This window comes from Pseudomonas putida W15Oct28 (assembly GCF_000708715.2).
GTDB lineage: Bacteria > Pseudomonadota > Gammaproteobacteria > Pseudomonadales > Pseudomonadaceae > Aquipseudomonas > Aquipseudomonas putida_R.
Genome location: NZ_JENB01000011.1, coordinates 1 through 21,104 on the forward strand (window position 1 = coordinate 1; position 21,104 = coordinate 21,104).

Annotated in this window: 21 protein-coding genes; 11 read left to right on the forward strand and 10 right to left on the reverse strand. The window is 62.6% G+C overall.

The genetic code is table 11. From position 1 onward, the window contains the following. Window positions 1–279: 279 nt before the first annotated feature. Complete coding sequence (locus AK81_RS09505; RefSeq protein WP_043198558.1) at window positions 280–1,926, forward strand: GMC family oxidoreductase; 1,647 nt, start codon at window positions 280–282, stop codon at window positions 1,924–1,926. A 97-nt stretch (window positions 1,927–2,023) separates the two neighbouring features. Beyond that, the gene (locus AK81_RS09510; RefSeq protein WP_043198560.1) at window positions 2,024–3,643 is read left to right on the forward strand and encodes an MFS transporter; all 1,620 of its coding nucleotides are present in this window, start codon (window positions 2,024–2,026) and stop codon (window positions 3,641–3,643) included. 177 nt (window positions 3,644–3,820) lie between these two features. Here AK81_RS09510 and AK81_RS09515 read toward each other — a convergent pair whose 3' ends face one another. From AK81_RS09515 to glyQ, 4 genes are read right to left on the reverse strand one after another with little or no spacing between them, the layout of a single operon-like run. After that, entirely contained in the window at window positions 3,821–4,606 is a 786-nt protein-coding gene (locus tag AK81_RS09515) for a lysophospholipid acyltransferase family protein (protein WP_043198561.1), read from the reverse strand. Between the two features lie 46 nt (window positions 4,607–4,652). Continuing rightward, window positions 4,653–5,180: a D-glycero-beta-D-manno-heptose 1,7-bisphosphate 7-phosphatase gene (gene gmhB / locus AK81_RS09520; RefSeq protein ID WP_043198562.1), complete on the reverse strand. Its 528-nt coding sequence runs from the start codon at window positions 5,178–5,180 to the stop codon at window positions 4,653–4,655. Between the two features lie 3 nt (window positions 5,181–5,183). Beyond that, a complete protein-coding gene (glyS, locus tag AK81_RS09525) occupies window positions 5,184–7,235 on the reverse strand; it encodes a glycine--tRNA ligase subunit beta (RefSeq protein ID WP_043198563.1) in 2,052 nt (683 codons plus the stop codon). Continuing rightward, window positions 7,232–8,179: a glycine--tRNA ligase subunit alpha gene (glyQ, locus tag AK81_RS09530; protein ID WP_043198565.1), complete on the reverse strand. Its 948-nt coding sequence runs from the start codon at window positions 8,177–8,179 to the stop codon at window positions 7,232–7,234. The genes glyS and glyQ overlap by 4 nt, the downstream gene beginning before the upstream one ends. 83 nt (window positions 8,180–8,262) lie before the next feature. On the opposite strand from glyQ, the gene AK81_RS09535 reads away from it, so the two are divergent. Both AK81_RS09535 and AK81_RS09540 read left to right on the forward strand, forming a co-directional pair. Next, window positions 8,263–8,814: a DNA-3-methyladenine glycosylase I gene (locus AK81_RS09535; protein WP_043198567.1), complete on the forward strand. Its 552-nt coding sequence runs from the start codon at window positions 8,263–8,265 to the stop codon at window positions 8,812–8,814. 41 nt (window positions 8,815–8,855) lie between these two features. Further along, window positions 8,856–9,743: a lysophospholipid acyltransferase gene (locus AK81_RS09540; RefSeq protein ID WP_043198568.1), complete on the forward strand. Its 888-nt coding sequence runs from the start codon at window positions 8,856–8,858 to the stop codon at window positions 9,741–9,743. A 180-nt stretch (window positions 9,744–9,923) separates the two neighbouring features. Here the strand turns inward: AK81_RS09540 and AK81_RS09545 are convergent, their stop codons facing one another. Genes AK81_RS09545 through def form a run of 5 tightly spaced genes read right to left on the reverse strand, consistent with a single transcriptional unit; the run spans window position 9,924 to window position 14,447 of the window. Then, entirely contained in the window at window positions 9,924–10,232 is a 309-nt protein-coding gene (locus AK81_RS09545) for a tetratricopeptide repeat protein (protein WP_043198569.1), read from the reverse strand. A gap of 11 nt (window positions 10,233–10,243) precedes the next feature. Then, window positions 10,244–11,617: a Trk system potassium transporter TrkA gene (gene trkA / locus AK81_RS09550; protein WP_043198571.1), complete on the reverse strand. Its 1,374-nt coding sequence runs from the start codon at window positions 11,615–11,617 to the stop codon at window positions 10,244–10,246. Window positions 11,618–11,640: 23 nt separating this feature from the next. Further along, window positions 11,641–12,951: a 16S rRNA (cytosine(967)-C(5))-methyltransferase RsmB gene (gene rsmB / locus AK81_RS09555; protein ID WP_019473743.1), complete on the reverse strand. Its 1,311-nt coding sequence runs from the start codon at window positions 12,949–12,951 to the stop codon at window positions 11,641–11,643. Further along, entirely contained in the window at window positions 12,948–13,880 is a 933-nt protein-coding gene (gene fmt, locus AK81_RS09560; protein ID WP_043198573.1) for a methionyl-tRNA formyltransferase, read from the reverse strand. The genes rsmB and fmt overlap by 4 nt, the downstream gene beginning before the upstream one ends. Before the next feature lie 60 nt (window positions 13,881–13,940). Continuing rightward, window positions 13,941–14,447, reverse strand: a complete 507-nt coding sequence (gene def / locus AK81_RS09565) for a peptide deformylase (protein WP_016497369.1) — start codon at window positions 14,445–14,447, stop codon at window positions 13,941–13,943. A gap of 206 nt (window positions 14,448–14,653) precedes the next feature. Here def and dprA point away from each other — a divergent pair, with 206 nt between their 5' ends. From dprA to AK81_RS28085, 5 genes are all read left to right on the forward strand, one after another. Next, window positions 14,654–15,751 carry a DNA-processing protein DprA gene (gene dprA, locus AK81_RS09570; protein WP_043198575.1) on the forward strand — a complete coding sequence of 366 codons (1,098 nt, stop codon included), beginning with the start codon at window positions 14,654–14,656 and terminating at the stop codon, window positions 15,749–15,751. Between the two features lie 42 nt (window positions 15,752–15,793). After that, window positions 15,794–16,351 carry an L-threonylcarbamoyladenylate synthase gene (locus AK81_RS09575; protein ID WP_043198577.1) on the forward strand — a complete coding sequence of 186 codons (558 nt, stop codon included), beginning with the start codon at window positions 15,794–15,796 and terminating at the stop codon, window positions 16,349–16,351. A 446-nt stretch (window positions 16,352–16,797) separates the two neighbouring features. Continuing rightward, window positions 16,798–17,127: a hypothetical protein gene (locus AK81_RS09580; RefSeq protein ID WP_043198579.1), complete on the forward strand. Its 330-nt coding sequence runs from the start codon at window positions 16,798–16,800 to the stop codon at window positions 17,125–17,127. A 284-nt stretch (window positions 17,128–17,411) separates the two neighbouring features. Then, window positions 17,412–17,696, forward strand: coding sequence for a type II toxin-antitoxin system Phd/YefM family antitoxin (locus tag AK81_RS09585; protein ID WP_043198581.1), 285 nt, complete (start codon window positions 17,412–17,414; stop codon window positions 17,694–17,696). Further along, entirely contained in the window at window positions 17,662–17,970 is a 309-nt protein-coding gene (locus AK81_RS28085) for a Txe/YoeB family addiction module toxin (RefSeq protein ID WP_081042037.1), read from the forward strand. The genes AK81_RS09585 and AK81_RS28085 overlap by 35 nt, the downstream gene beginning before the upstream one ends. A 139-nt stretch (window positions 17,971–18,109) precedes the next feature. Here AK81_RS28085 and AK81_RS09590 read toward each other — a convergent pair whose 3' ends face one another. Beyond that, a complete protein-coding gene (locus AK81_RS09590) occupies window positions 18,110–19,087 on the reverse strand; it encodes an NADPH:quinone reductase (protein ID WP_043198582.1) in 978 nt (325 codons plus the stop codon). 135 nt (window positions 19,088–19,222) lie between these two features. Between AK81_RS09590 and hemF the strand changes: the two genes are divergently transcribed. Beyond that, window positions 19,223–20,134 carry an oxygen-dependent coproporphyrinogen oxidase gene (gene hemF / locus AK81_RS09595; protein ID WP_043198585.1) on the forward strand — a complete coding sequence of 304 codons (912 nt, stop codon included), beginning with the start codon at window positions 19,223–19,225 and terminating at the stop codon, window positions 20,132–20,134. A gap of 25 nt (window positions 20,135–20,159) precedes the next feature. Then, window positions 20,160–20,984: a shikimate dehydrogenase gene (gene aroE, locus AK81_RS09600; protein ID WP_043198586.1), complete on the forward strand. Its 825-nt coding sequence runs from the start codon at window positions 20,160–20,162 to the stop codon at window positions 20,982–20,984. The last annotated feature ends 120 nt before the right edge of the window (window positions 20,985–21,104 follow it).

The following is a 21,104-nucleotide window of genomic DNA, read 5'->3' on the forward strand; positions in this document are numbered from 1 at the left end:
GTTATCATCAAGAACCATGCTTGCAGCACGTTGCTTGAACTCACGGGTATAGGTCTTTCGTTCTTGCATGGAACCTCCTGATTGGGCGAATCATATCGCCCTTAAGAGGTGTCCGGGATCATTAGGCCAGTTCAAGGCCGCTCCTACAGGAGCCCGCCGTTGCAGTGATGGTCGCTGTGCTAAAACGCACAGCGGCTGCGCGAAATCTCGTGTTTCACCCACGAAATTACGCACTAAGATGGATCGGGACAAGAATAAAAAACGGGCGCGAGGTTGCACATGCCATCAGCCGATTCTGTCTTCGACTACGTGGTCGTAGGGGCCGGTCCTGCCGGTTGCCTGCTGGCCAATCGTTTGTCCGCCGACCCTTCCTGCCGCGTACTGCTGCTGGAAGCGGGTGGCCGCGACAACTATCCCTGGATTCACATTCCCGTCGGCTATCTCTATTGCATCGGCAATCCGCGCACCGACTGGTGCTTCAAGACCGAGGCCCAGCCAGGCCTTGGTGGTCGCGCCCTGGGCTACCCGCGCGGCAAGGTGCTCGGTGGCTGTTCTTCGATCAACGGCATGATCTACATGCGTGGCCAGGCGGCGGACTATGACCGCTGGGCCGAGCAAGGCAATGACGGCTGGGCCTGGAAGGACGTGCTGCCGTTGTTCAAGGCCAGCGAAAACCACTTCGCCGGCGCCAGCGAGCACCACGGCGGTGAAGGCGAATGGCGGGTCGAGCGCCAGCGTTACAGCTGGCCGATCCTCGATGCTTTCCGTGATGCCGCCGAGCAAAGCGGCATCGCTAAAATCGACGACTTCAACACCGGCGACAACCAGGGCTGTGGATACTTTCAGGTCAACCAGCGCAGCGGCGTGCGCTGGAACGCCTCCAAAGCCTTTCTGCGGCCGATAAAGCACCGCGCCAACCTCACCGTGCTGACAGGCGTTCAGGTTGACCAGGTACTGCTCAACAACACCCGGGCGCGGGCCGTGAAAGCATTTTGGCAAGGCGCCTGGCACGAGTTTGCGTCACGTCGCGAGATCATCCTGTGCGCCGGCGCCGTCGGTTCACCCGCTATTCTGCAGCGCTCCGGCATCGGCCCGCGCCAGCTGCTGGAAAGCTTGGGCATTGGTGTACGCCACGATATGCCGGGCGTGGGCGGCAACCTTCAGGACCACCTGCAACTGCGCCTGATCTACCAGATCCGCAACACCCGCACCTTGAACCAGATGGCCAACAGCCTCTGGGGCAAGATGGGCATGGGCCTGCGCTACCTTTATGACCGCAGCGGCCCGTTGGCCATGGCGCCGAGCCAGCTGGGCGCGTTCGTGCGTTCGAGCCCGGAGCAGGCCACCGCCAACCTGCAGTATCACGTACAGCCGCTGTCACTGGAGCGCTTCGGTGAGCCGCTGCACCCGTTCCCGGCCTTTACCGCATCGGTGTGCAACCTGCGCCCGGCCAGCCGCGGGCGTATCGATATCTGTAGCACTGACATGAACAGCACGCCGCTGATCGACCCCAACTACCTTAGCGACCCTCAGGACCTGCGCGTGGCCGCCGATGCCATCCGCCTCACCCGGCGCATCGTGCAGGCCCCTGCCCTTGCAGCGTTCGACCCCAAGGAATACCTGCCAGGCCCAGCTCTGCAAACCGAGCAAGACCTGTTCGAGGCAGCCGGCAAGATTGGCACCACCATCTTCCACCCGGTGGGTACTTGCCGCATGGGCAGCGGTGCCCTGGACGTTGTGGATAACCAGCTGCGCGTGCACGGCATCCCCGGTTTACGCGTGGCCGATGCCTCGATCATGCCGCAGATCACCTCCGGCAATACCTGTTCACCGACCCTGATGATCGCCGAGAAGGCGGCGCAACTGATCCTCAAAGGAGCTGCTACCCAGACCTACTTGAACGAAGACGCGATACCGACCCCCTGACCCGGGTGCGTGCAACACCGGCGGCTCGCGGTCAGAAGCCGCCGACAGTGGAACAAAAAGAATAATCACTGTGGCCTGCGGGCCGAGGACAGCAACGATGTCGGATTACATCCAGGAACAGGGTGCGGCGGCCAGCAGCTCCAGCCGCCGTGAAGAACGCAAGATCATTTTCGCGTCATCCCTCGGGACGGTTTTCGAGTGGTATGACTTTTTTCTCTATGGCGCGTTGGCAGCGGTCATCAGCAAGCAGTTCTTTGCTGGGGTGAACGACACCACCGCCTTCATCTTCGCCCTCATGGCCTTTGCCGCCGGCTTCCTGGTGCGGCCGTTCGGTGCATTGGTGTTCGGCCGCCTGGGCGACATGATCGGGCGCAAGTACACCTTCCTGGTCACCATCGTGCTCATGGGCCTGTCCACCTTCGCCGTGGGGTTGTTGCCCACTTATGCCAGCATCGGCATTGCCGCACCGATCATCCTGGTGATCCTGCGCATGCTGCAGGGGCTGGCGCTGGGCGGTGAGTACGGCGGTGCTGCCACCTATGTGGCCGAACATGCACCCCAAGGCAAACGGGGCTTCTACACCGGGTTCATCCAGTCCACCGCCACCCTTGGCCTGTTGCTGTCGCTGCTGGTGGTGCTGGGCAGCCGCTACATCAGTGGCGACCAGTTCGAAACCTGGGGCTGGCGCTTGCCGTTCCTGCTGTCGATCGTGCTGCTGGCCATCTCCACCTGGATCCGCATGAGCATGCACGAGTCGCCGGCCTTCGTGAAAATGAAGGCCCAGGGCAAGGTCAGCAAGTCGCCGATCCGTGAGTCGTTCACCTCCTGGCCGAACCTGAAAGTGGTGCTTACCGCGCTGTTCAGCATCAACGCCGGGCAAGCCGTGACCTTCTACACGGCGCAGTTCTACGTGCTGTTCTTCATGACCCAGATGCTGAAGATGGACCCGGCCCAGGCCAACACCCTGCTGATCATCAGTGTGGTGATCGGTGCACCGTTCTTCGTGTTCTTCGGCTGGCTGTCGGACCGCATCGGCCGCAAGCCGATCCTGATGCTCGGCCTGCTGCTGGCCACGGTGCTGTATTTCCCGCTGTTCAAGGCGCTGAGCCACTACGCCAACCCTCAGATCGATGCCGCCAGCCGGCAGGCGCCGATCGTGGTCACCGCCGACCCGCAAAGCTGCACCTTCCAGTTCGACCCGGTGGGCAAGGCGCGTTTCGACAGCCCGTGCGACAAGGTCAAGACGTTCCTGGTCAAGCAGGGCCTGCCGTACAGCTCGGTAAACGTGGCCGGCAGTGATGTGGTGGTCAACATTGGTGAAAAGGCCATCAATGGCTTCGACGAAGCGGCCATGCGCACCGCAGTAGAGCAGGCTGGCTACCCGGCCAAGGCCGACCCGGGGCAGGTCAATCAAGTGATGGTGGTGGTGCTGATCGTGGCGATGATCCTGATCGCGACCATGACCTATGGCCCGCTGGCAGCCGTGATGGTTGAACTGTTCCCCACCCGTATCCGCTACACCTCGATGTCCCTGCCCTACCATATTGGTAATGGCTGGTTCGGCGGCTTCCTGCCAACCGTGTCGTTCGCGCTGGTGGTGTATACCGGGGATATCTTCTACGGGCTGTGGTACCCGGTGCTGGTGACCGGGATCAGTTTGGTGGTGGGGATTTTCTGCCTTAAAGAGACCAAAGACGTGGATCTCGACAAGGTCTGATGCTGTTCACAGGGCACAAAAAAACCGGCTGTAAAAGCCGGTTTTTTTATGCCACGAAAAAACTTATGCACGATTTTAAGAAAAATGTCACACGTAGAAATAAACAGCTAATTCAACCACTTAGCGATCACTTCAAGCATTTGATCGAAAAACTGCTCACAAGTTATCCACAGATGTTCAAGCCGTCTGCTGTTGGGTTTTTTCATCGGCTGGCGGCAGCGAACCCAGGGCCCGTTGGGTCGCTTCGTTCCACGCCGCAGCGCGGTCGTTGAGTTCGGCGATGGCACGTGGCCCGGTGCCATTGGCGTACATCGGCTCGCCAATCACCACCTCGATGGTACCGGCACGCTTGCCCCAACCGGTCTTAGGCCAGAACTTGCCGGCATTGTGGGCAATCGGCAGCACCGGCAGCCCGGCATTCACGGCCAGTGCAGTACCGCCGCGGGAGAACTTGCCCACGGTGCCGAACGGCACGCGGGTGCCTTCAGGGAAGATCAGCACCCACGTCTTCTGCTTGAGCAGCTCGTCGCCTTTGCTCGCCACCTGGCGCAACGCTTCCTTCGGGTTGTCGCGGTTGATCGCGATCGGCCGCAGCATGGCCATGGCCCAACCAAAGAACGGTACGTACAGCAGCTCGCGCTTGAGCACCTGGCTCAGCGGCGAAAAGTACTGGGAAAGGAAGAAGGTTTCCCAGGTGCTCTGGTGGTTGGACAGGATCACGCAGGGCTCATTCGGCACGTTCTCGGCGCCGGTGACCTTGTAGTCGATGCCGAGAATGGTGCGCACCAGGAACAGCGCGCAGCGACACCAGTACACGTTGATGAACCTGTAGCGCTTGGGGAACGACAGGAACGGCGCGATGAAGAAGCTCAGCGAGCACCACAGCAGCGAACTGGTGCCCAGCAGCAGGTAAAAAAGAAAGATTCTGATCGCCTGCAGGATCGACATAGTGGCTTGTACCATTGCGGGGCATGCCCGCCTGAGAAAAATGCGCCCGAAGGCGCACCGTTTAAATTAGTTCTCTGGCGATAGCTGCCAGATCGTCGAAAATCAGTGTAGTTTCAGGGACACCTTTTTCCAGGGTCCGCTCGCCCTTGCCGGTTTTTACCAACACGGGTTGTGCACCGACGGCCAGGGCGGCCTCCAGGTCACCTTTGCTGTCGCCGACGAACCAGACGCCGTGCAGGGCGACCCGGTAATGCTCGGCGATCGCTACCAGCATGCCGGGCTTTGGCTTGCGGCAAACGCAGCCTTCGTCCGGCCCGTGCGGGCAATACACGATATGGCCCACCTCGCCCCCCTGCTCCGCGACCAGCGCGCGCAGGCGTGCGTGCATGGCCTCCAGGGTTGCCAGCGTGTAGTAGCCACGGGCAATGCCGGACTGGTTGGTGGCCACGGCCACCGTCCAGCCCGCTTTGCTCAACTGCGCGATGGCCTCGACCGAGCCAGGGATCGGCACCCATTCTTCCAGCGTCTTGATGTAGGCGTCGGAGTCATGGTTGATGACCCCGTCACGGTCGAGAATCAGCAGTTTCAAGGCTTACCCCAGCAGCGAAATGTCGGCCACGCCCAGGAACAGGCCGCGCAGGCGGCTGAGCAGGGCATAACGGTTGGCGCGTACCTTGGCGTCTTCAGCGTTGACCATCACCGCCTCGAAGAAGGCGTCGACCGGGTCACGCAGGGCCGCCAGGCGGGCCAGCGATTCACTGTACTGGCGTGCAGCAGCCATCGGTTGCACAGCCTGGTCGGCTTGCTGGATGGCCGAGTACAGGGAGAACTCGTTGGCGTTGTCGAAGTACTTCGGCTCGACCTGTTCGGCGATGGCGCCTTCGGCCTTGCTCAGCAGGTTCGATACACGCTTGTTCACCGCGGCCAGGGCTTCGGCTTCCGGCAGCTTGCGGAAGGCCTGCACGGCCTGCACACGCTGGTCGAAGTCCAGGGCGGAGCCTGGCTGCAGGGCACGCACCGACAGGTAGGTGGCTACATCGATGCCTTCGTCTTCGTAACGCGCACGCAGGCGGTCGAAGATGAACTCCAGTACCTGCTCGGCCAGGCCGGCGGCCTTGACCTTGGCACCGAACTGCTTGACGGCGAACTCGACCGCACCGGTCAGGTTCAGGTCCAGCTGCTTCTCGATCAGGATGCGCAGCACGCCCAGGGCGGCACGGCGCAGGGCGTACGGGTCCTTGCTACCGGTGGGCAGCATGCCGATGCCGAAGATGCCAACCAGGGTGTCGAGTTTGTCGGCGATGGCCACGGCAGCACCGGTGAGGGTCTGCGGCAGCTCGGCGCCAGCACCGCGCGGCATGTACTGCTCGTTCAGGGCCAGGGCGACGTCTTGCGGCTCACCGTCGTTGAGCGCGTAGTAGTAACCGGCAACACCCTGCATTTCAGGGAACTCGCCGACCATCTCGGTGGCCAGGTCGCACTTGGACAGCAAGCCGGCACGGCCGGCGCGCTGGGCGTCGCCGCCGATCAGCGGGGCAATGAACGCAGCCAGTTTGGAAACACGCTCGGCCTTGTCGTACACAGTGCCCAGCTGAGCCTGGAACACCACGTTTTTCAGGCGCTCGTTGAAGGTTTCCAGCGGCTGCTTCTTGTCCTGCTTGAAGAAGAACTCGGCGTCGGTCAGGCGTGGGCGCACGACCTTCTCGTTGCCTTGCACGATCTGCTTCGGGTCGCGGCTTTCGACGTTGGCCACGGTGATGAAGCGCGGCAGCAGCTTGCCTTCGCTGTCCAGCAGGCAGAAGTACTTCTGGTTGTCCTGCATGGTGGTGATCAGGGCTTCCTGCGGCACCTCGAGGAAACGCTCCTCGAACGAGCACACCAGCGGCACCGGCCACTCGACCAGGGCGGTCACTTCATCCAGCAGCGCAGGTGGCACGATGGCGGTGCCTTCCTGCTGCATGGCCAGCTCGGCGGTACGCTTGCTGATCAGCTCGCGGCGCTCGGCGAAGTCGGCCAGCACGTAGGCTTTGCGCAGGTCTTCGACGTAGTTGGCCGGGGTGGTGATGACGACGTTTTCCGGGTGGTGGAAGCGGTGGCCACGGGATTCACGGCCGGCTTGCTGCGACAGGATGGTGCAGTCGACCACTTGGTCGCCCAGCAGCATCACCAGCCATTGGGTCGGGCGCACGAACTCTTCACGGCTGGCCGCCCAGCGCATGCGCTTGGGAATCGGCAGGTCGTTGAGCGAATCTTCGACGATGGTTGGCAGCAGGCCAATGGTGGACTTGCCCGGGATGTGCTGGGAGAAGCGCAGCTTGGGGCCGCTCTGGTCGATTTCGGCCAGCTCCACGCCACACTTCTTGGCGAAGCCCAAGGCAGCCTGGGTCGGCTCGCCGTCTTTGAAAGCAGCCTGCAGGGGCGGGCCGTCGATATTGATGCTGCGGTCAGGCTGCTGCACGTCCAGCTGGCGGATCAGCACGGCCAGGCGGCGCGGCGCGGCGTACACCTGCTTGGCGGTGTAGTTCAGGCCAGCGGCCTGCAGGCCTTTCTCGATGCCGGCCAGGAAGGCGTCGCCGAGGGTGGCCAGGGCTTTGGGTGGCAGCTCTTCGGTGCCCAGTTCTACCAGGAAATCTTGAGCACTCATTGTGCAGCCTCCAGCTTAGCCAACACTTCGTCACGCAGTTCAGGGGTGGCCATCGGGAAGCCCATGCGCGCGCGGGCTTGCAGATAGCTTTGCGCCACGTCCCGGGCCAGGGTACGTACTCGCAGGATGTAACGCTGGCGCTCGGTTACCGAGATGGCGCGGCGCGCGTCCAGCAGGTTGAAGGTGTGCGAGGCCTTCAGGACCATTTCGTAGGTCGGCAACGGCAGGTCCAGCTTGATCAGGCGGTTGGCTTCGCTTTCGTAGAAGTCGAACAGCTCGAACAGTTTTTCGACGTTGGCGTGTTCGAAGTTGTAGGTCGACTGCTCCACCTCGTTCTGGTGGAACACGTCGCCGTAGGTGACCTTGCCGAACGGGCCGTCGGCCCACACCAGGTCGTACACCGAATCGACGCCCTGGATGTACATGGCCAGGCGCTCCAGGCCGTAGGTGATTTCACCGGTGACCGGGTAGCACTCGATACCGCCTACCTGCTGGAAGTAGGTGAACTGGGTGACTTCCATGCCGTTCAGCCAGATTTCCCAGCCCAGACCCCAGGCGCCGAGGGTCGGCGATTCCCAGTTGTCTTCGACGAAGCGGATGTCGTGGACCAGCGGGTCCAGGCCGATGGCTTTCAGCGAGCCGAGGTACAGCTCCTGGAAGTTGGCCGGGTTTGGCTTGAGCACCACCTGGAACTGGTAGTAGTGCTGCAGGCGGTTTGGGTTTTCGCCATACCGCCCGTCGGCAGGGCGACGGCTAGGCTGCACATAGGCGGCGTTCCAGGTTTCTGGGCCGACGGCGCGCAGGAACGTGGCGGTATGGAAAGTGCCGGCGCCTACTTCCATATCGTAGGGCTGAAGCACCACACAACCTTGAGCTGCCCAGTAGTTCTGCAGGGCGAGGATCAGGTCTTGGAAGGTACGCACGGCTGGCGTAGGCTGGCTCACGAAATTCACCTGTATCTGGGGATGCGGATGTAAAGAGCGGGAGTATAACCTGATTCGCCTCGCCCTCTACTCATTGGAGCCTTATGCCACGCTGCTTTTGGTGTACCGACGATCCGTTGTACCAGGCCTACCACGACCAGGAATGGGGAACGCCACAGCGTGACCCGGCGTTGCTCTTCGAGATGCTTTTGCTCGAAGGGTTCCAGGCCGGGCTTTCGTGGATAACCGTTTTGCGCAAACGCGAGCGTTATCGCCAGGTGATGTACGGCTTCGACCCGGTACAGCTGGCCGCCATGAGCGACGAACGCATCGAAGCACTGATGCAGGATGCCGGCATCATCCGCAACCGCCTCAAGCTCAAGGCTGCCCGGCGCAATGCCCAGGCCTGGCTGGCTGTGGATAACCCGGCCGAATGGTTGTGGTCGTTCGTCGGCGGTACGCCGAAGGTCAACCATTTCACAGGCCGCAGCGATGTGCCGGCGGTTACCGATGAAGCCAAGGCCATGAGCAAGGCCCTGCAGAAAGCGGGCTTCACCTTCGTTGGGCCGACCATCTGCTACGCCTTCATGCAGGCCACTGGCATGGTCATGGACCACACCACCGATTGCGATCGCTACGCCGCCTTGTTGCGCTGAGGGGTTACAATGCGCGCCTTGCTGAAATAAGGAATTCGCCTGTGGAAAAGTTCAAGGGCGCCCTGATGGTCGGGGTGCTGCGCCTGTTTGCCAAGCTGCCCTGGGGCGCTGTGCAGCGCGTCGGCGCGGGTATTGGCTGGCTGATGTGGAAAGTCCCCAACGGTTCGCGCAACGTGGTGCGGATCAACCTGGCCAAGTGTTTCCCGGAGATGGACCCGGTTGCCCGTGAGCAACTGGTTGGCCAGGCGCTGCGGGATATCGGCAAATCCTTTGTCGAAAGTGCCTGTGCCTGGATCTGGCCGCCGCAGCGTTCGCTGGAGCTGGTCAAGGAAGTGCACGGCCTGGAAGTGCTGGAGCAGGCCCTGGCCTCGGGCAAGGGCGTGGTGGGCATCACCAGCCACCTGGGCAACTGGGAAGTGCTGAACCACTTCTATTGCAACCAGTGCAAACCGATCATCTTCTACCGCCCGCCGAAGCTTAAAGCTGTGGATGACCTGTTGCGCGAGCAGCGCGTGCAGATGGGCAACCGCGTGGCGCCTTCGACCAAGGAAGGCATTCTCAGCGTGATCAAGGAAGTACGCCGCGGTGGCCAGGTGGGCATCCCCGCCGACCCGGAGCCGTCGGAATCGGCAGGGGTGTTTGTGCCGTTCCTGGGCACCCAGGCGCTGACCAGCAAGTTCGTGCCGAACATGTTGGCCGGTGGCAAGGCGGTGGGGGTGTTCCTGCATGCGCTGCGGCTGCCGGATGGTTCGGGCTTTCGGGTGATTCTGGAAGCAGCGCCGGAGGCGATGTACAGCACCGACGTGACCGAGTCGGCGGCAGCGATGAGCAAGGTGGTCGAGCGCTATGTGCGCGAGTACCCGAGCCAGTACATGTGGAGCATGAAGCGCTTCAAGAAGCGCCCGGCTGGCGAGCCGCGCTGGTATTGAGATTTTTGGGGGCGCTTTGCGCCCCTTTCGCAGGCAAGCCAGCTCCCACATTGACCGTGCCGGCCTCAGGTTATGCTTCAACCTGAGAAAGCCAAGGGTTTTGCACACAATCCATGAGCCTGCTCAGTCTTTGTGGGAGCTGGCTTGCCTGCGATGGGCTGCAAAGCAGCCCCGGCAATCTCAAGCTTTGTTCAATTTCTTGAGAAAAACTGCCATCTCTTTCTCGGCCTGCTTGTCGCCATGGGCCTGCGCCGCCACGATCCCGTCTTCCCATGCCTTGCGCGCCGCCGCCAGGTCACCCTGCAACTGATGCGCCTTGCCCAGCAGCTTCCACGCCGCCGAGTACTTCGGATCCTGCTCCACGCACCGAGCCAGGTGCACCGCCGCTTCAGCGCCGTTGCCTTCATCCAGCCAGGCCTTGCCCAAGCCAAACCTCAGCAGCGGGTTATCCACACCCTTGGCCAGCATCTTCTCCAGCGATTCGCGCATGCCCTCTTCTCCTAGAAGAAACTCAAGCCGACGTGGAACAGCTTCTCCACATCCCGAATTTGTTTTTTATCCACAACGAACAGGATCACATGGTCACCCGACTCGATCACGGTGTCGTCGTGGGCAATCATCACTTCTTCGTCACGGATGATCGCGCCGATAGTGGTACCCGGCGGCAGGGCGATGTCTTCGATGGCCTTGCCAACCACCTTGCTCGACTTCGCGTCCCCGTGTGCCACGGCTTCGATTGCCTCGGCCGCGCCGCGGCGCAGCGAGTGCACGCTGACGATGTCGCCTCGGCGCACGTGCGCCAGCAGGGTGCCGATGGTGGCCAGCTGCGGGCTGATGGCGATGTCGATATCACCGCCCTGCACCAGGTCGACATAAGCCGGGTTGTTGATGATGGTCATCACCTTGCCCGCGCCCAGGCGCTTGGCCAGCAGCGACGACATGATGTTGGCTTCGTCGTCGTTGGTCAGGGCCAGGAAAATGTCGGCGTCGGCGATGTTCTCTTCGAGCATCAGGTCCTTGTCCGAGGCGCTGCCCTGCAGCACCACCGTGCTTTCCAGGGTATCGGAGAGGTGCCGGCAGCGGGCCGGGTTCATCTCGATGATCTTCACCTGGTAGCGGCTCTCGATGGCTTCGGCCAGGCGTTCGCCGATCTGCCCGCCGCCGGCGATGACAATGCGCTTGTTGGTCTCGTCGATGCGGCGAAGTTCGCCCATCACGGCGCGAATGTCCTTCTTGGCGGCGATGAAGAACACTTCATCGTCAGCCTCGATCACGGTGTCGCCACGTGGGGTGATCGGCCGGTCGCGGCGGAAGATGGCCGCCACGCGGGTGTCGACGTTGGGCATGTGCGCGCGGATCTGGCGCAGTTGCTGGCCGACCAGCGGGCCGCCGTAGTAGGCCTTCACCGCCACCAGCTGGGCCTTGCCTTCGGCGAAGTCGATCACCTGTAGCGAGCCCGGGTGCTCGATCAGGCGCTTGATGTAGTTGGTCACCACCTGCTCGGGGCTGATCAGCACATCCACCGGGATATGGTCGTTGTGGAACAGCTCTTCGCGGGTAAGGTAGGCCGACTCGCGCACCCGGGCGATTTTGGTGGGGGTGTGGAACAGCGAATAGGCCACCTGGCAGGCGACCATGTTGGTTTCGTCGCTGTTGGTCACTGCCACCAGCATGTCGGCGTCGTCGGCACCGGCCTGGCGCAGCACCGTCGGCAGCGAGCCGCGGCCTTGCACGGTACGGATGTCCAGGCGGTCACCGAGGTCGCGCAAGCGCTCGCCATCGGTGTCGACCACGGTGATGTCGTTGGCTTCGCTGGCCAAGTGCTCTGCCAGCGTACCGCCTACCTGCCCTGCACCGAGGATGATGATCTTCATCCGCTACTCCCTACCGTTTGTGCTTATCCGCGTGAGGCGGCGATCTTGATCAGCTTGGCATAGTAGAAGCCGTCGTGGCCGCCTTCCTGAGCCAGCAACTGGCGGCCGTGGGGCTGGCGCAGGCCAGCCTCGGTGGCCAGGTCCAGCTCACGGGCGCCCGGGGTGCGGGCAAGGAACGCGCCTACCACTTCGGTGTTCTCGGTCGGCAGGCTGGAGCAGGTGGCGTACAGCAGCATGCCGCCTACTTCCAGGGTCGGCCACAGGGCGTCGAGCAGCTCGCCTTGCAGCGTTGCCAGGGCCGGGATGTCGTCGGCCTGGCGGGTCAGCTTGATGTCCGGGTGGCGGCGGATCACGCCGGTGGCCGAACACGGCGCATCAAGCAGGATGCGCTGGAACGGCTTGCCGTCCCACCAGCTGGCGGTATCGCGGGCATCGCAGGCGATCAGCTCGGCGTCCAGCTGCAGGCGGTCGAGGTTTTCGCGCACGCGGGTCAGGCGCTTGGCTTCGAGGTCGATGGCCACCATCTGCGCCAGCCCGGCTTCGGCCTCCAGCAAGTGGCAGGTCTTGCCACCCGGGGCGCAACAGGCGTCCAGCACGCGCTGGCCGGGGGCCAGTTCGAGCAGGTCGGCGGACAACTGCGCGGCTTCGTCCTGTACGCTCACCCAGCCTTCGGCGAAGCCTGGCAGGCCGCGCACGTCGCAGGCCTCGGCCAGCACGATGCCGTCACGGCTGTACTGGCAGGCGCTGGCGCCAATACCGGCTTCGGCCAGCAGTGCCAGGTAGGCATCGCGGCTGTGGTGACGGCGGTTGACCCGCAAAATCATCGGCGGGTGCGCGTTGTTGGCGGCGCAGATGGCTTCCCATTGCTCTGGCCAGAAAGCTTTCAGCGCCTTCTGCAGCCAGCGCGGGTGGGCGGTGCGTACCACCGGGTCGCGCTCCATGCCGGCGAGCAGTTCCTCGCCTTCGCGCTGGGCACGGCGCAGCACGGCATTGAGCAGGCCCTTGGCCCACGGCTTCTTCAGCTTGTCGGCGCAGCCCACGGTTTCGCCGATGGCTGCGTGGGCCGGAATGCGGGTGTAGAACAGCTGGTACAGGCCGACCAGCAGCAGCGCCTGTACATCGGCATCGGCGGCCTTGAACGGCTTCTGCAGCAGTTGCGCGGCGAGCAGGTCGAGGCGCGGCTGCCAGCGTGCGGTACCGAACGCCAGGTCCTGGGTCAGGCCACGGTCGCGTTCATCGACCTTGTCCAGTTGTGCCGGCAGCGAGCTGTTCAGCGAGGCCTTGCCACTGAGTACAGCGGCAAGGGCACGGGCGGCGGCGAGACGTGGGTTCATTGGCCCAGCACCTTGCCGGCGGCGAACTTCTCGCGGCGGCTGTTGAACAGGTCACTGAAGTTCAGCGCCTTGCCGCCGGGCAGTTGCAGGCGGGTCAGGCTAAGCGCCTGATCACCGCAGGCAACGACCAGGCCGTCCTTGCTGGCCGACAGGATTTCGCCAGGGGCGCCCTTGCCTGTGGACAAGTTGGCGGCCAGCACCTTCACGCTTTCGCCATCGAGGGTGCTGTGGCACACCGGCCACGGGTTGAAGGCGCGTATCAGGCGCTCCAGTTCAACAGCCGGGCGGCTCCAGTCGATGCGCGCCTCGTCCTTGTTCAGCTTGTGTGCGTAGGTGGCCAGGGCATCGTCCTGCACTTCACCTTGCAGCGAACCGTCGGCCAGGCCGGCGATGGCCTGAATGACTGCGGGCGGGCCCATTTCGGCCAGGCGGTCGTGCAAGGTGCCGCCGGTGTCGTCGGCGCTGATCGGGGTGACTACTTTCAGCAGCATCGGGCCGGTGTCCAGGCCAGCTTCCATGCGCATCACGGTCACGCCGCTCTCGGCGTCGCCGGCTTCCACCGCGCGCTGGATCGGCGCCGCACCGCGCCAGCGTGGCAGCAGGGAGGCGTGGCTGTTGATGCAGCCCAGGCGCGGGATATCCAGCACCACCTGCGGCAGGATCAGGCCGTAGGCGACCACCACCATCAGGTCTGGTTGGAGCGCGGCCAGTTCGGCCTGGGCATCGGCATTGCGCAGGGTCTGCGGCTGGAACACCGGGATGTCATGGGCCACGGCCAGTGCCTTGACCGCACTTGGCATCAGCTTCTGGCCACGGCCGGCCGGGCGGTCGGGCTGGGTGTAGACGGCCACGATCTCGTAAGGGCTGTCGAGCAGGGCCTTGAGGTGTTCGGCGGCAAACTCTGGAGTGCCTGCAAAGACGATGCGCATGGAGTTCTCGCTTCAAAATAGAAAAAGGCTTGCCGGAGCAAGCCTTCTGGAAGGTGGGGATCAGGCTTGCTGGCGGTGCTGCTTTTCCAGCTTCTTCTTGATCCGGTCGCGTTTGAGCTGCGACAGGTAGTCAACGAACAGCTTGCCGTTGAGGTGATCGAATTCGTGCTGCACGCACACCGCCAGCAGGCCTTCGCATTCCAGTTCGTACGGCTTGCCGTCGCGGTCCTGGGCCTTGACCCGTACACGCAGTGGGCGGTCGACGTTCTCGTAGAAGCCGGGCACCGACAAGCACCCTTCTTGATACTGGCCCATGTCGTGGGTCAGTTCTTCGACCGTGGGGTTGATGAAGACGCGCGGCTCGCTGCGGTCTTCGCTGAGGTCCATGACCACGACCTGCAGGTGCACGTTGACCTGGGTGGCGGCCAGGCCGATACCAGGGGCTTCGTACATGGTTTCAAACATGTCGTCGATCAGCTGACGCAGGGCGTCGTCGAACTCCGTCACCGGTTTGGCGATAGTGCGCAGGCGCGGGTCCGGGAATTCGAGAATGTTCAAGATGGCCATAAGGTCAGGCAGTCACTGTGCGTTCGGTTGAAAACTGAGCACACATAATAAAGGGAAACGGGGATTTCGGCACCTGGCAAGCTCGTCTAGGGTGTCTATGGGCTTGATAGCCCCCAATCAATGGACAGCTTTTCAAAGTGTTACTCACAGAGTTATCCACAGATTGTGCCACGTAAATGGCCCTGTTTCGATCAAGGATGATCCCCATGCCCCGTTACCACTCGTCGCTCTGCCCGCCTGCCGAACTGGAAGCGCGATTACGCCTGCATCGCCTGCCCGAGACAGGACTGCGACGTTTTCGCACCTTGCTCGATGCGTTCGGCAGTGCTTCTTCTGCGCTTAGTGCCCCAGGTTCGGCCTGGCGAGCGTTAGGCATCCCCCAAGCCACCATCGATGCCCGGCGCAGTGCCGAGGTACGCGATGGCGCGCTGGCCGCAATGGCCTGGCTAGAGCGCCCCGGCCAGCATTTGCTGATGTGGGACGGCCCTGGCTACCCTGCTTTGCTGGCAGAAATCGACGATGCCCCACCGCTGCTTTTCGTAGCGGGTGAACCGGCCTTGCTCGACCGCCCTCAGCTGGCCATCGTGGGCAGCAGACGTGCCACACCCCCGGCGCTCGACACTGCCCGGGCATTTTCCCGCTACCTTGCGCAAGCCGGGTTCACCATTACCAGCGGGCTGGCGGTGGGTGTCGACGGTGCCGCTCATCGGGCCGCGTTGCAGGCCGGTGGGTGCACGATTGCCGTGCTCGGTACGGGGCTTCAAAAACTTTATCCACAGCGCCATCAAGAGCTTGCGCAGGCGATCATCGACAACGGCAGTGCGCTGGTTTCCGAGTATCCGCTGGATGCCGGACCACTGCCCGGCAACTTCCCACGGCGCAACCGCATCATCAGCGGCTTGTCGCTGGGCGTGCTGGTGGTCGAGGCCAGCCTGGCCAGTGGCTCGCTCATCACGGCGCGCCTGGCGGCCGAGCAAGGCCGCGAGGTGTATGCCATTCCGGGCTCCATTCACCACCCGGGGGCCAAAGGCTGTCACCAGCTGATCCGTGATGGGGCGCTGCTGGTGGAAAGTGTGGAGCAGATCCTGGAAAGCCTGAAGGGCTGGCAGAACCTGCCGCCTGCAGTTGTGGACAGGTTCGAGCATCCCCTGCTTGCCCTGCTGCATGCAGCGCCTCAAACCAGCGAAAGCCTGGCGCACTGCAGCGAGCTGCCGCTGGCCGAGGTATTGGCGCAGCTGACCGAGCTGGAGCTGGAAGGCCGGGTCAGCAATGAAGCCGGGCGTTGGTTTGCCCGCGCGGGCTAAGTACACTGCTCACATGCAAGGTATATAGGCGGAGAAACAGCAATGGTGAGCAGTTTTCGTGTGCAACAAGCCGCACGTGAGATCCGGGCGGGCGCAGTCATCGCCTACCCGACGGAAGCGGTCTGGGGCCTGGGCTGCGACCCATGGAACGAGGACGCGGTGTATCGCCTGCTGGCGCTGAAGTCGCGCCCTGTGGATAAAGGGCTGATTCTGATCGCCGACAACATCCGCCAGTTCGACTTCCTGTTCGAGGACTTCCCGGAAGACTGGATCGACCGCATGGGCAGCACCTGGCCGGGGCCCAATACCTGGCTGGTGCCCCACCAGGACCTGTTGCCAGAATGGGTGACCGGGCAGCATGACACCGTGGCGCTGCGGGTCAGCGACCATCCGCAGGTGCGTGAACTGTGCGCGTTGGTGGGGCCGCTGATTTCCACCTCGTGCAACCCCGGCGGGCGCCCGGCAGCCAAGACCCGGTTGCGGGTTGAGCAGTACTTCCATGGCCAGCTGGACATGGTGTTGGGCGGGGCGCTGGGGGGGCGGAAGAACCCGAGTGTGATTCGCAACCTGGCTACCGGCGAAGTCGTTCGCCCGGGCTGAATCCATCCTCGGAACTGGCGGATGGGCTCGGGCCCCTGTGGGAGCGGGCGCGCCCGCGAAGAATCCACCGCGGTGCCTGGCACGGGCTTCGCCCGTGTTCGCGGGCATGCCCGCTCCCACAGGGTAGAGCCAAGTCCCCGCAGATTTTTCTGATTTTGTCTCGAATGGCTGTCCATCTTGCGGCTTGGGAAATATCCTACGACCCGCGTCCTCTGCCGTCACCTTCTCACCGGGAACCTCTGCCCTTAGGCTTAAACCGTCGCCGAATAACTTGGCGATCGGGTGTGGTAACCCGGGTTCAGAGAGATCTTGGCAGTCCATGGCGGCTGTTCGCAGGAGGCTTCGTGCCTGCTGGGTTTTAGATCTCTCACCCGGTTTACCACCCTGCGTACAGCTGCCACCCATTCGTGTGGTAACGACTGGGTGCGGCCATGAAGCGAGATCTAATGATGAAGAAAATTGTTCCAGATCCACGCCTACCCTGCACCTCCACCCGCTCCTTCGGTCGCTGCGATGCCGGCCATGACCCGCTCTTCACCGTCAACCCGAACATTTCCGCCGAGGACGCTCTGGTCCATGTAGCCCTGTACCTGCGCAGTGCCTACGAAACCGGATACAAAGCCCTGGACTACATGCGCGAAGAAGGCCGGGGCATGTTCTGGTCGAACCTGCATGCGATTGAAATGGCGGAGGGGGTGATTGAGGCGATCCTCGATGGCATCGAGTCGACCCCACCACCGACAAGCTGTTCACCCCAAAACGGCGGCGTCCCTTAATTCAATGCATTGCTGTGGGAGCAGGTAGGCCTGCTTTCACAGCAATTTCCTACAAGCGCTGTCGGCAGCAATCACCTGCCCACCAGAAGACATCCAATTTATGCTTTGCATTCTCAAGGTTCCCGACCATGGGATGTTGAGGTTTGTACCTAGGCTTGTACAATGTTTGAGTTGGTATCTGCCAAATTTACTATCGGAAGCCACCAAGCCTAGCGCCCATTCGGCAGAACTGAATGGGTCGAGAAAAACCTGATCCGGGCCCTGCCTGGGAGGGATTTGAAGAAATGCATGTACTGACTTTTAGCCAGGCTCGCGCCGACCTGAAGCAGACGATGGATGATGTATGTCGGGATCACGAACCTGCGATCATTACGCGCCAGCGCGGTGAGCCGGTGGTTATGATCTCGCTTGAAGACTACAACGGCATGCAAGAAACCATGTACCTGTTGGGTTCTTCAGCCAATGCCAAGCGCTTGCGCGCATCCATTGATCAGCTGCGGTCGGGTAAAGCTGCTACCCATGAGCTGTCCATAGATGAACATGAAGTCAAAACAACGCAACAAGACTGAGGCTCGCAATTCTGTAAGCGTTGCGTTTACTTCAGAGGGTTGGGAAGACTACTGCCATTGGAAAGATGCTGACTCTGATGTGTTCGCAACGATCAACGCACTGATCAGGGAGTGCCTTCGTACTCCTTTCAAAGGTACTGGCAAGCCTGAACCGCTCAAGGGCGACCTTTCAGGATTCTGGTCTCGCCGTATTACTCGCGAGCATCGGTTGGTCTACCTCTTCGAAGGTGGGCAGATGACAATCTTGCAGTGCCGATATCACTACGACGATTAATCAAGGCAAAGCAGTCCAAATGGGATTGCTGTAATCCAGGCCGACTCATTAGCTGTGGGAGCGGGTTCACCCGCGAACACCGGCAGAGCCGGTGCCATGCACCGCGGGCATGCCCGCTCCCACAGGGAATGTGTCTGGCTCAGGGGATGAGTACAGTCGACCCCACAGTCCTGCGCGCCGACAGCTCAGCCTGTGCCTTGGCCGCTTCGCTCAACGGATACCGCTGCTGGATATCCACAACCAGCTTGCCACTGCCAATCATCGCAAACAGGTCATCGGCCATGGCCTGGGTGTTCTCGGCATTGTTGGCATAGGTGGCCAAGGTCGGCCGGGTCACATACAGCGAGCCCTTCTGCGCCAGAATCCCCAGGTTCACCCCGCTCACCGCGCCCGAGGCATTGCCGAAGCTCACCATCAAACCGCGTGGTTGCAGGCAGTCCAGCGAGGTCAGCCAGGTATCGGCGCCCACGCCGTCATACACCACCGGGCATTTCTTGCCGTCGGTCAGCTCCAGTACCCGCTTGGCCACATCTTCATGGCTGTAGTCGATGGTTTCCCATGCCCCCAGCGCTTTGGCCCGTTCGGCCTTCTCGCCAGAACTCACGGTGCCGATCAGCTTGGCGCCCAGCGCCTTCGCCCACTGGCACGCCAGCGAACCGACGCCACCCGCTGCCGCGTGGAACAGGATCACGTCGCCCGGTTTGACCTCATAGGTCTGCTTCAGCAGGTATTGCACGGTCAAACCCTTGAGCATTACCGCTGCTGCCTGCTCGAAGCTGATGTTGTCAGGCAGTTTGACCAGGTTGGCCTCCGGCAAGGTATGCACCTCGCTGTACGCACCCAGCGGGCCGCCGGCATGGGCCACGCGGTCACCCACTTTCAGCCGGGTCACGCCCTCGCCTACTGCCTCGACCACACCGGCCGCTTCTGTGCCCAGGCCAGAAGGCAGGGACGGCGGTGCATACAGCCCGCTGCGAAAGTACGTGTCGATGAAGTTCAGGCCGATGGCATGGTTGCGCACGCGCACCTGCTGCGGCCCGGGCGGGGTGGGTTCAAATTCCACAAACTGCAGCACTTCCGGGCCGCCATGCTGGCTGAACTGGATACGCTTGGCCATCTCGCACTCCTGTCGTCGGGATCGGGAAAAGGCCTTCTATCGGACGCCTTTGCTTGATCGCCGTCAACTGCGGCGCGTGCGCTGGCGGTGGTATGCTACGCGGCGAATTCTTCCCTGCCCGTTTCTGGTGACCCGATGACTAGCCGCACCGAGGCCGTGAAAGCCTACCTGCTCGACCTGCAAGACCGCATCTGCTCTGCCCTCGAAACAGAAGACGGCGGCGCCCGCTTCGTCGAGGATGCCTGGGTGCGCGAAGCCGGTGGCGGGGGCCGCACGCGGGTGATCGGCGACGGCAAGGTGATCGAGAAAGGCGGGGTCAACTTCTCCCATGTGTTTGGTGCCGGCCTGCCACCCTCGGCCAGCGCCCACCGCCCTGAACTGGCAGGCCGTGGCTTCGAGGCCCTGGGTGTGTCGCTGGTGATCCACCCGCACAACCCGCATGTGCCCACCTCTCACGCCAACGTGCGTTTCTTCATCGCTGAAAAAGAAGGTGAAGAGGCCGTATGGTGGTTCGGCGGCGGCTTCGACCTGACGCCGTACTACGGCAATGAAGAAGACTGCGTCCACTGGCACCGCGTGGCCGAGCAAGCCTGCGCACCCTTCGGCGCCGACGTGTACCCACGCTACAAAGCCTGGTGCGACCGCTACTTCCACCTCAAGCACCGTGGCGAGCCACGCGGCATTGGCGGCCTGTTCTTCGATGACCTGAACGAGTGGGACTTCGACACCTGCTTTGCTTTCATCCGCGCCATCGGCGATGCCTTCGTCAACGCCTACCTGCCGATCGTCCAGCGCCGCAAGGACACGCCCTACACCCCGCAGCAGCGCGAGTTCCAGGAATACCGCCGCGGGCGCTACGTGGAATTCAACCTGGTCTACGACCGTGGCACCCTGTTCGGCCTGCAGTCCGGTGGCCGTACCGAGTCCATCCTCATGTCGCTGCCGCCTCAGGTACGCTGGGGCTACGATTGGAAGGCCGCGCCCGGCAGCGAAGAAGCGCGCCTGACCGAGTACTTCCTTCAGGACCGCGACTGGCTCGGCCAGTAACCCTGTGGATAAACAAGGAGCCGTCATGGACCAGTACGTCGTTTTTGGTAACCCCATCGGCCACAGCAAGTCGCCGCTGATCCACCGCCTGTTTGCCGAGCAGACCGGCCAGGATTTGGAATACGCCACCTTGCTGGCACCGGTGGACGAGTTCAGTGATTGTGCGCGCGGCTTCTTCAAGCAAGGCAGCGGCGGCAACGTCACCGTGCCGTTCAAGGAAGAAGCCTACCGCCTGTGCGACAGCCTTACCCCGCGTGCCCAGCGCGCTGGCGCCGTGAACACGCTGAGCAGGCTGGCTGACGGCACCCTGCTGGGCGACAACACCGATGGCGCTGGCCTGGTTCGCGACCTGACGGTGAATGCCGGGGTCGAGCTTGCTGGCAAACGCATTCTAATCCTGGGGGCCGGTGGCGCCGTGCGTGGCGTGCTGGAGCCGATTCTGGCGCACAAGCCGCAATCGTTGGTGATTGCCAACCGGACTGTGGAAAAAGCCGAGCAGCTGGCGCGCGAGTTCGATGAGCTGGGGCCGGTGGTAGCCAGCGGGTTTGCCTGGTTGCAGGAGCCGGTGGATGTGATCATCAACGCCACCTCGGCGAGCCTGGCCGGGGAAATGCCGCCGATTGCCGACAGCCTGGTCGAGGCGGGGCGCACGGTTTGCTACGACATGATGTATGGCAAGGAGCCGACGCCGTTTTGCCAGTGGGCTACTGACCTGGGCGCGGCCAAGGTGCTGGATGGGTTGGGGATGCTGGCTGAGCAGGCGGCTGAAGCCTTCTTTATATGGCGTGGGGTTCGGCCGGATACAGCGCCGGTTTTGGCTGAACTGCGCCGGCAGCTTGCTCGGGGTTGAGATTGTTGGGGCCGCTTTGCGGCCCTATCGCGACGCAAGGCCGCTCCTACAGGGGATCGCGGTCTGGCGGCAAATCGAGATCCCTGTAGGAGCGGCCTTGTGTCGCGATGGGCTGCAAGG

Coding starts and splice junctions, on each gene's coding strand:
- AK81_RS09505 (WP_043198558.1), top strand. CDS start 280: ATGCCATCAGCCGATTCTGTCTTCGACTACGTGGTCGTAGGGGCCGGT.
- AK81_RS09510 (WP_043198560.1), top strand. CDS start 2,024: ATGTCGGATTACATCCAGGAACAGGGTGCGGCGGCCAGCAGCTCCAGC.
- AK81_RS09515 (WP_043198561.1), bottom strand. CDS start 4,606: ATGGTACAAGCCACTATGTCGATCCTGCAGGCGATCAGAATCTTTCTT.
- glyS (WP_043198563.1), bottom strand. CDS start 7,235: ATGAGTGCTCAAGATTTCCTGGTAGAACTGGGCACCGAAGAGCTGCCA.
- AK81_RS09535 (WP_043198567.1), top strand. CDS start 8,263: ATGCCACGCTGCTTTTGGTGTACCGACGATCCGTTGTACCAGGCCTAC.
- AK81_RS09545 (WP_043198569.1), bottom strand. CDS start 10,232: ATGCGCGAATCGCTGGAGAAGATGCTGGCCAAGGGTGTGGATAACCCG.
- trkA (WP_043198571.1), bottom strand. CDS start 11,617: ATGAAGATCATCATCCTCGGTGCAGGGCAGGTAGGCGGTACGCTGGCA.
- rsmB (WP_019473743.1), bottom strand. CDS start 12,951: ATGAACCCACGTCTCGCCGCCGCCCGTGCCCTTGCCGCTGTACTCAGT.
- fmt (WP_043198573.1), bottom strand. CDS start 13,880: ATGCGCATCGTCTTTGCAGGCACTCCAGAGTTTGCCGCCGAACACCTC.
- def (WP_016497369.1), bottom strand. CDS start 14,447: ATGGCCATCTTGAACATTCTCGAATTCCCGGACCCGCGCCTGCGCACT.
- dprA (WP_043198575.1), top strand. CDS start 14,654: ATGCCCCGTTACCACTCGTCGCTCTGCCCGCCTGCCGAACTGGAAGCG.
- AK81_RS09575 (WP_043198577.1), top strand. CDS start 15,794: ATGGTGAGCAGTTTTCGTGTGCAACAAGCCGCACGTGAGATCCGGGCG.
- AK81_RS09580 (WP_043198579.1), top strand. CDS start 16,798: ATGATGAAGAAAATTGTTCCAGATCCACGCCTACCCTGCACCTCCACC.
- AK81_RS09585 (WP_043198581.1), top strand. CDS start 17,412: ATGCATGTACTGACTTTTAGCCAGGCTCGCGCCGACCTGAAGCAGACG.
- AK81_RS28085 (WP_081042037.1), top strand. CDS start 17,662: ATGAACATGAAGTCAAAACAACGCAACAAGACTGAGGCTCGCAATTCT.
- AK81_RS09590 (WP_043198582.1), bottom strand. CDS start 19,087: ATGGCCAAGCGTATCCAGTTCAGCCAGCATGGCGGCCCGGAAGTGCTG.
- hemF (WP_043198585.1), top strand. CDS start 19,223: ATGACTAGCCGCACCGAGGCCGTGAAAGCCTACCTGCTCGACCTGCAA.
- aroE (WP_043198586.1), top strand. CDS start 20,160: ATGGACCAGTACGTCGTTTTTGGTAACCCCATCGGCCACAGCAAGTCG.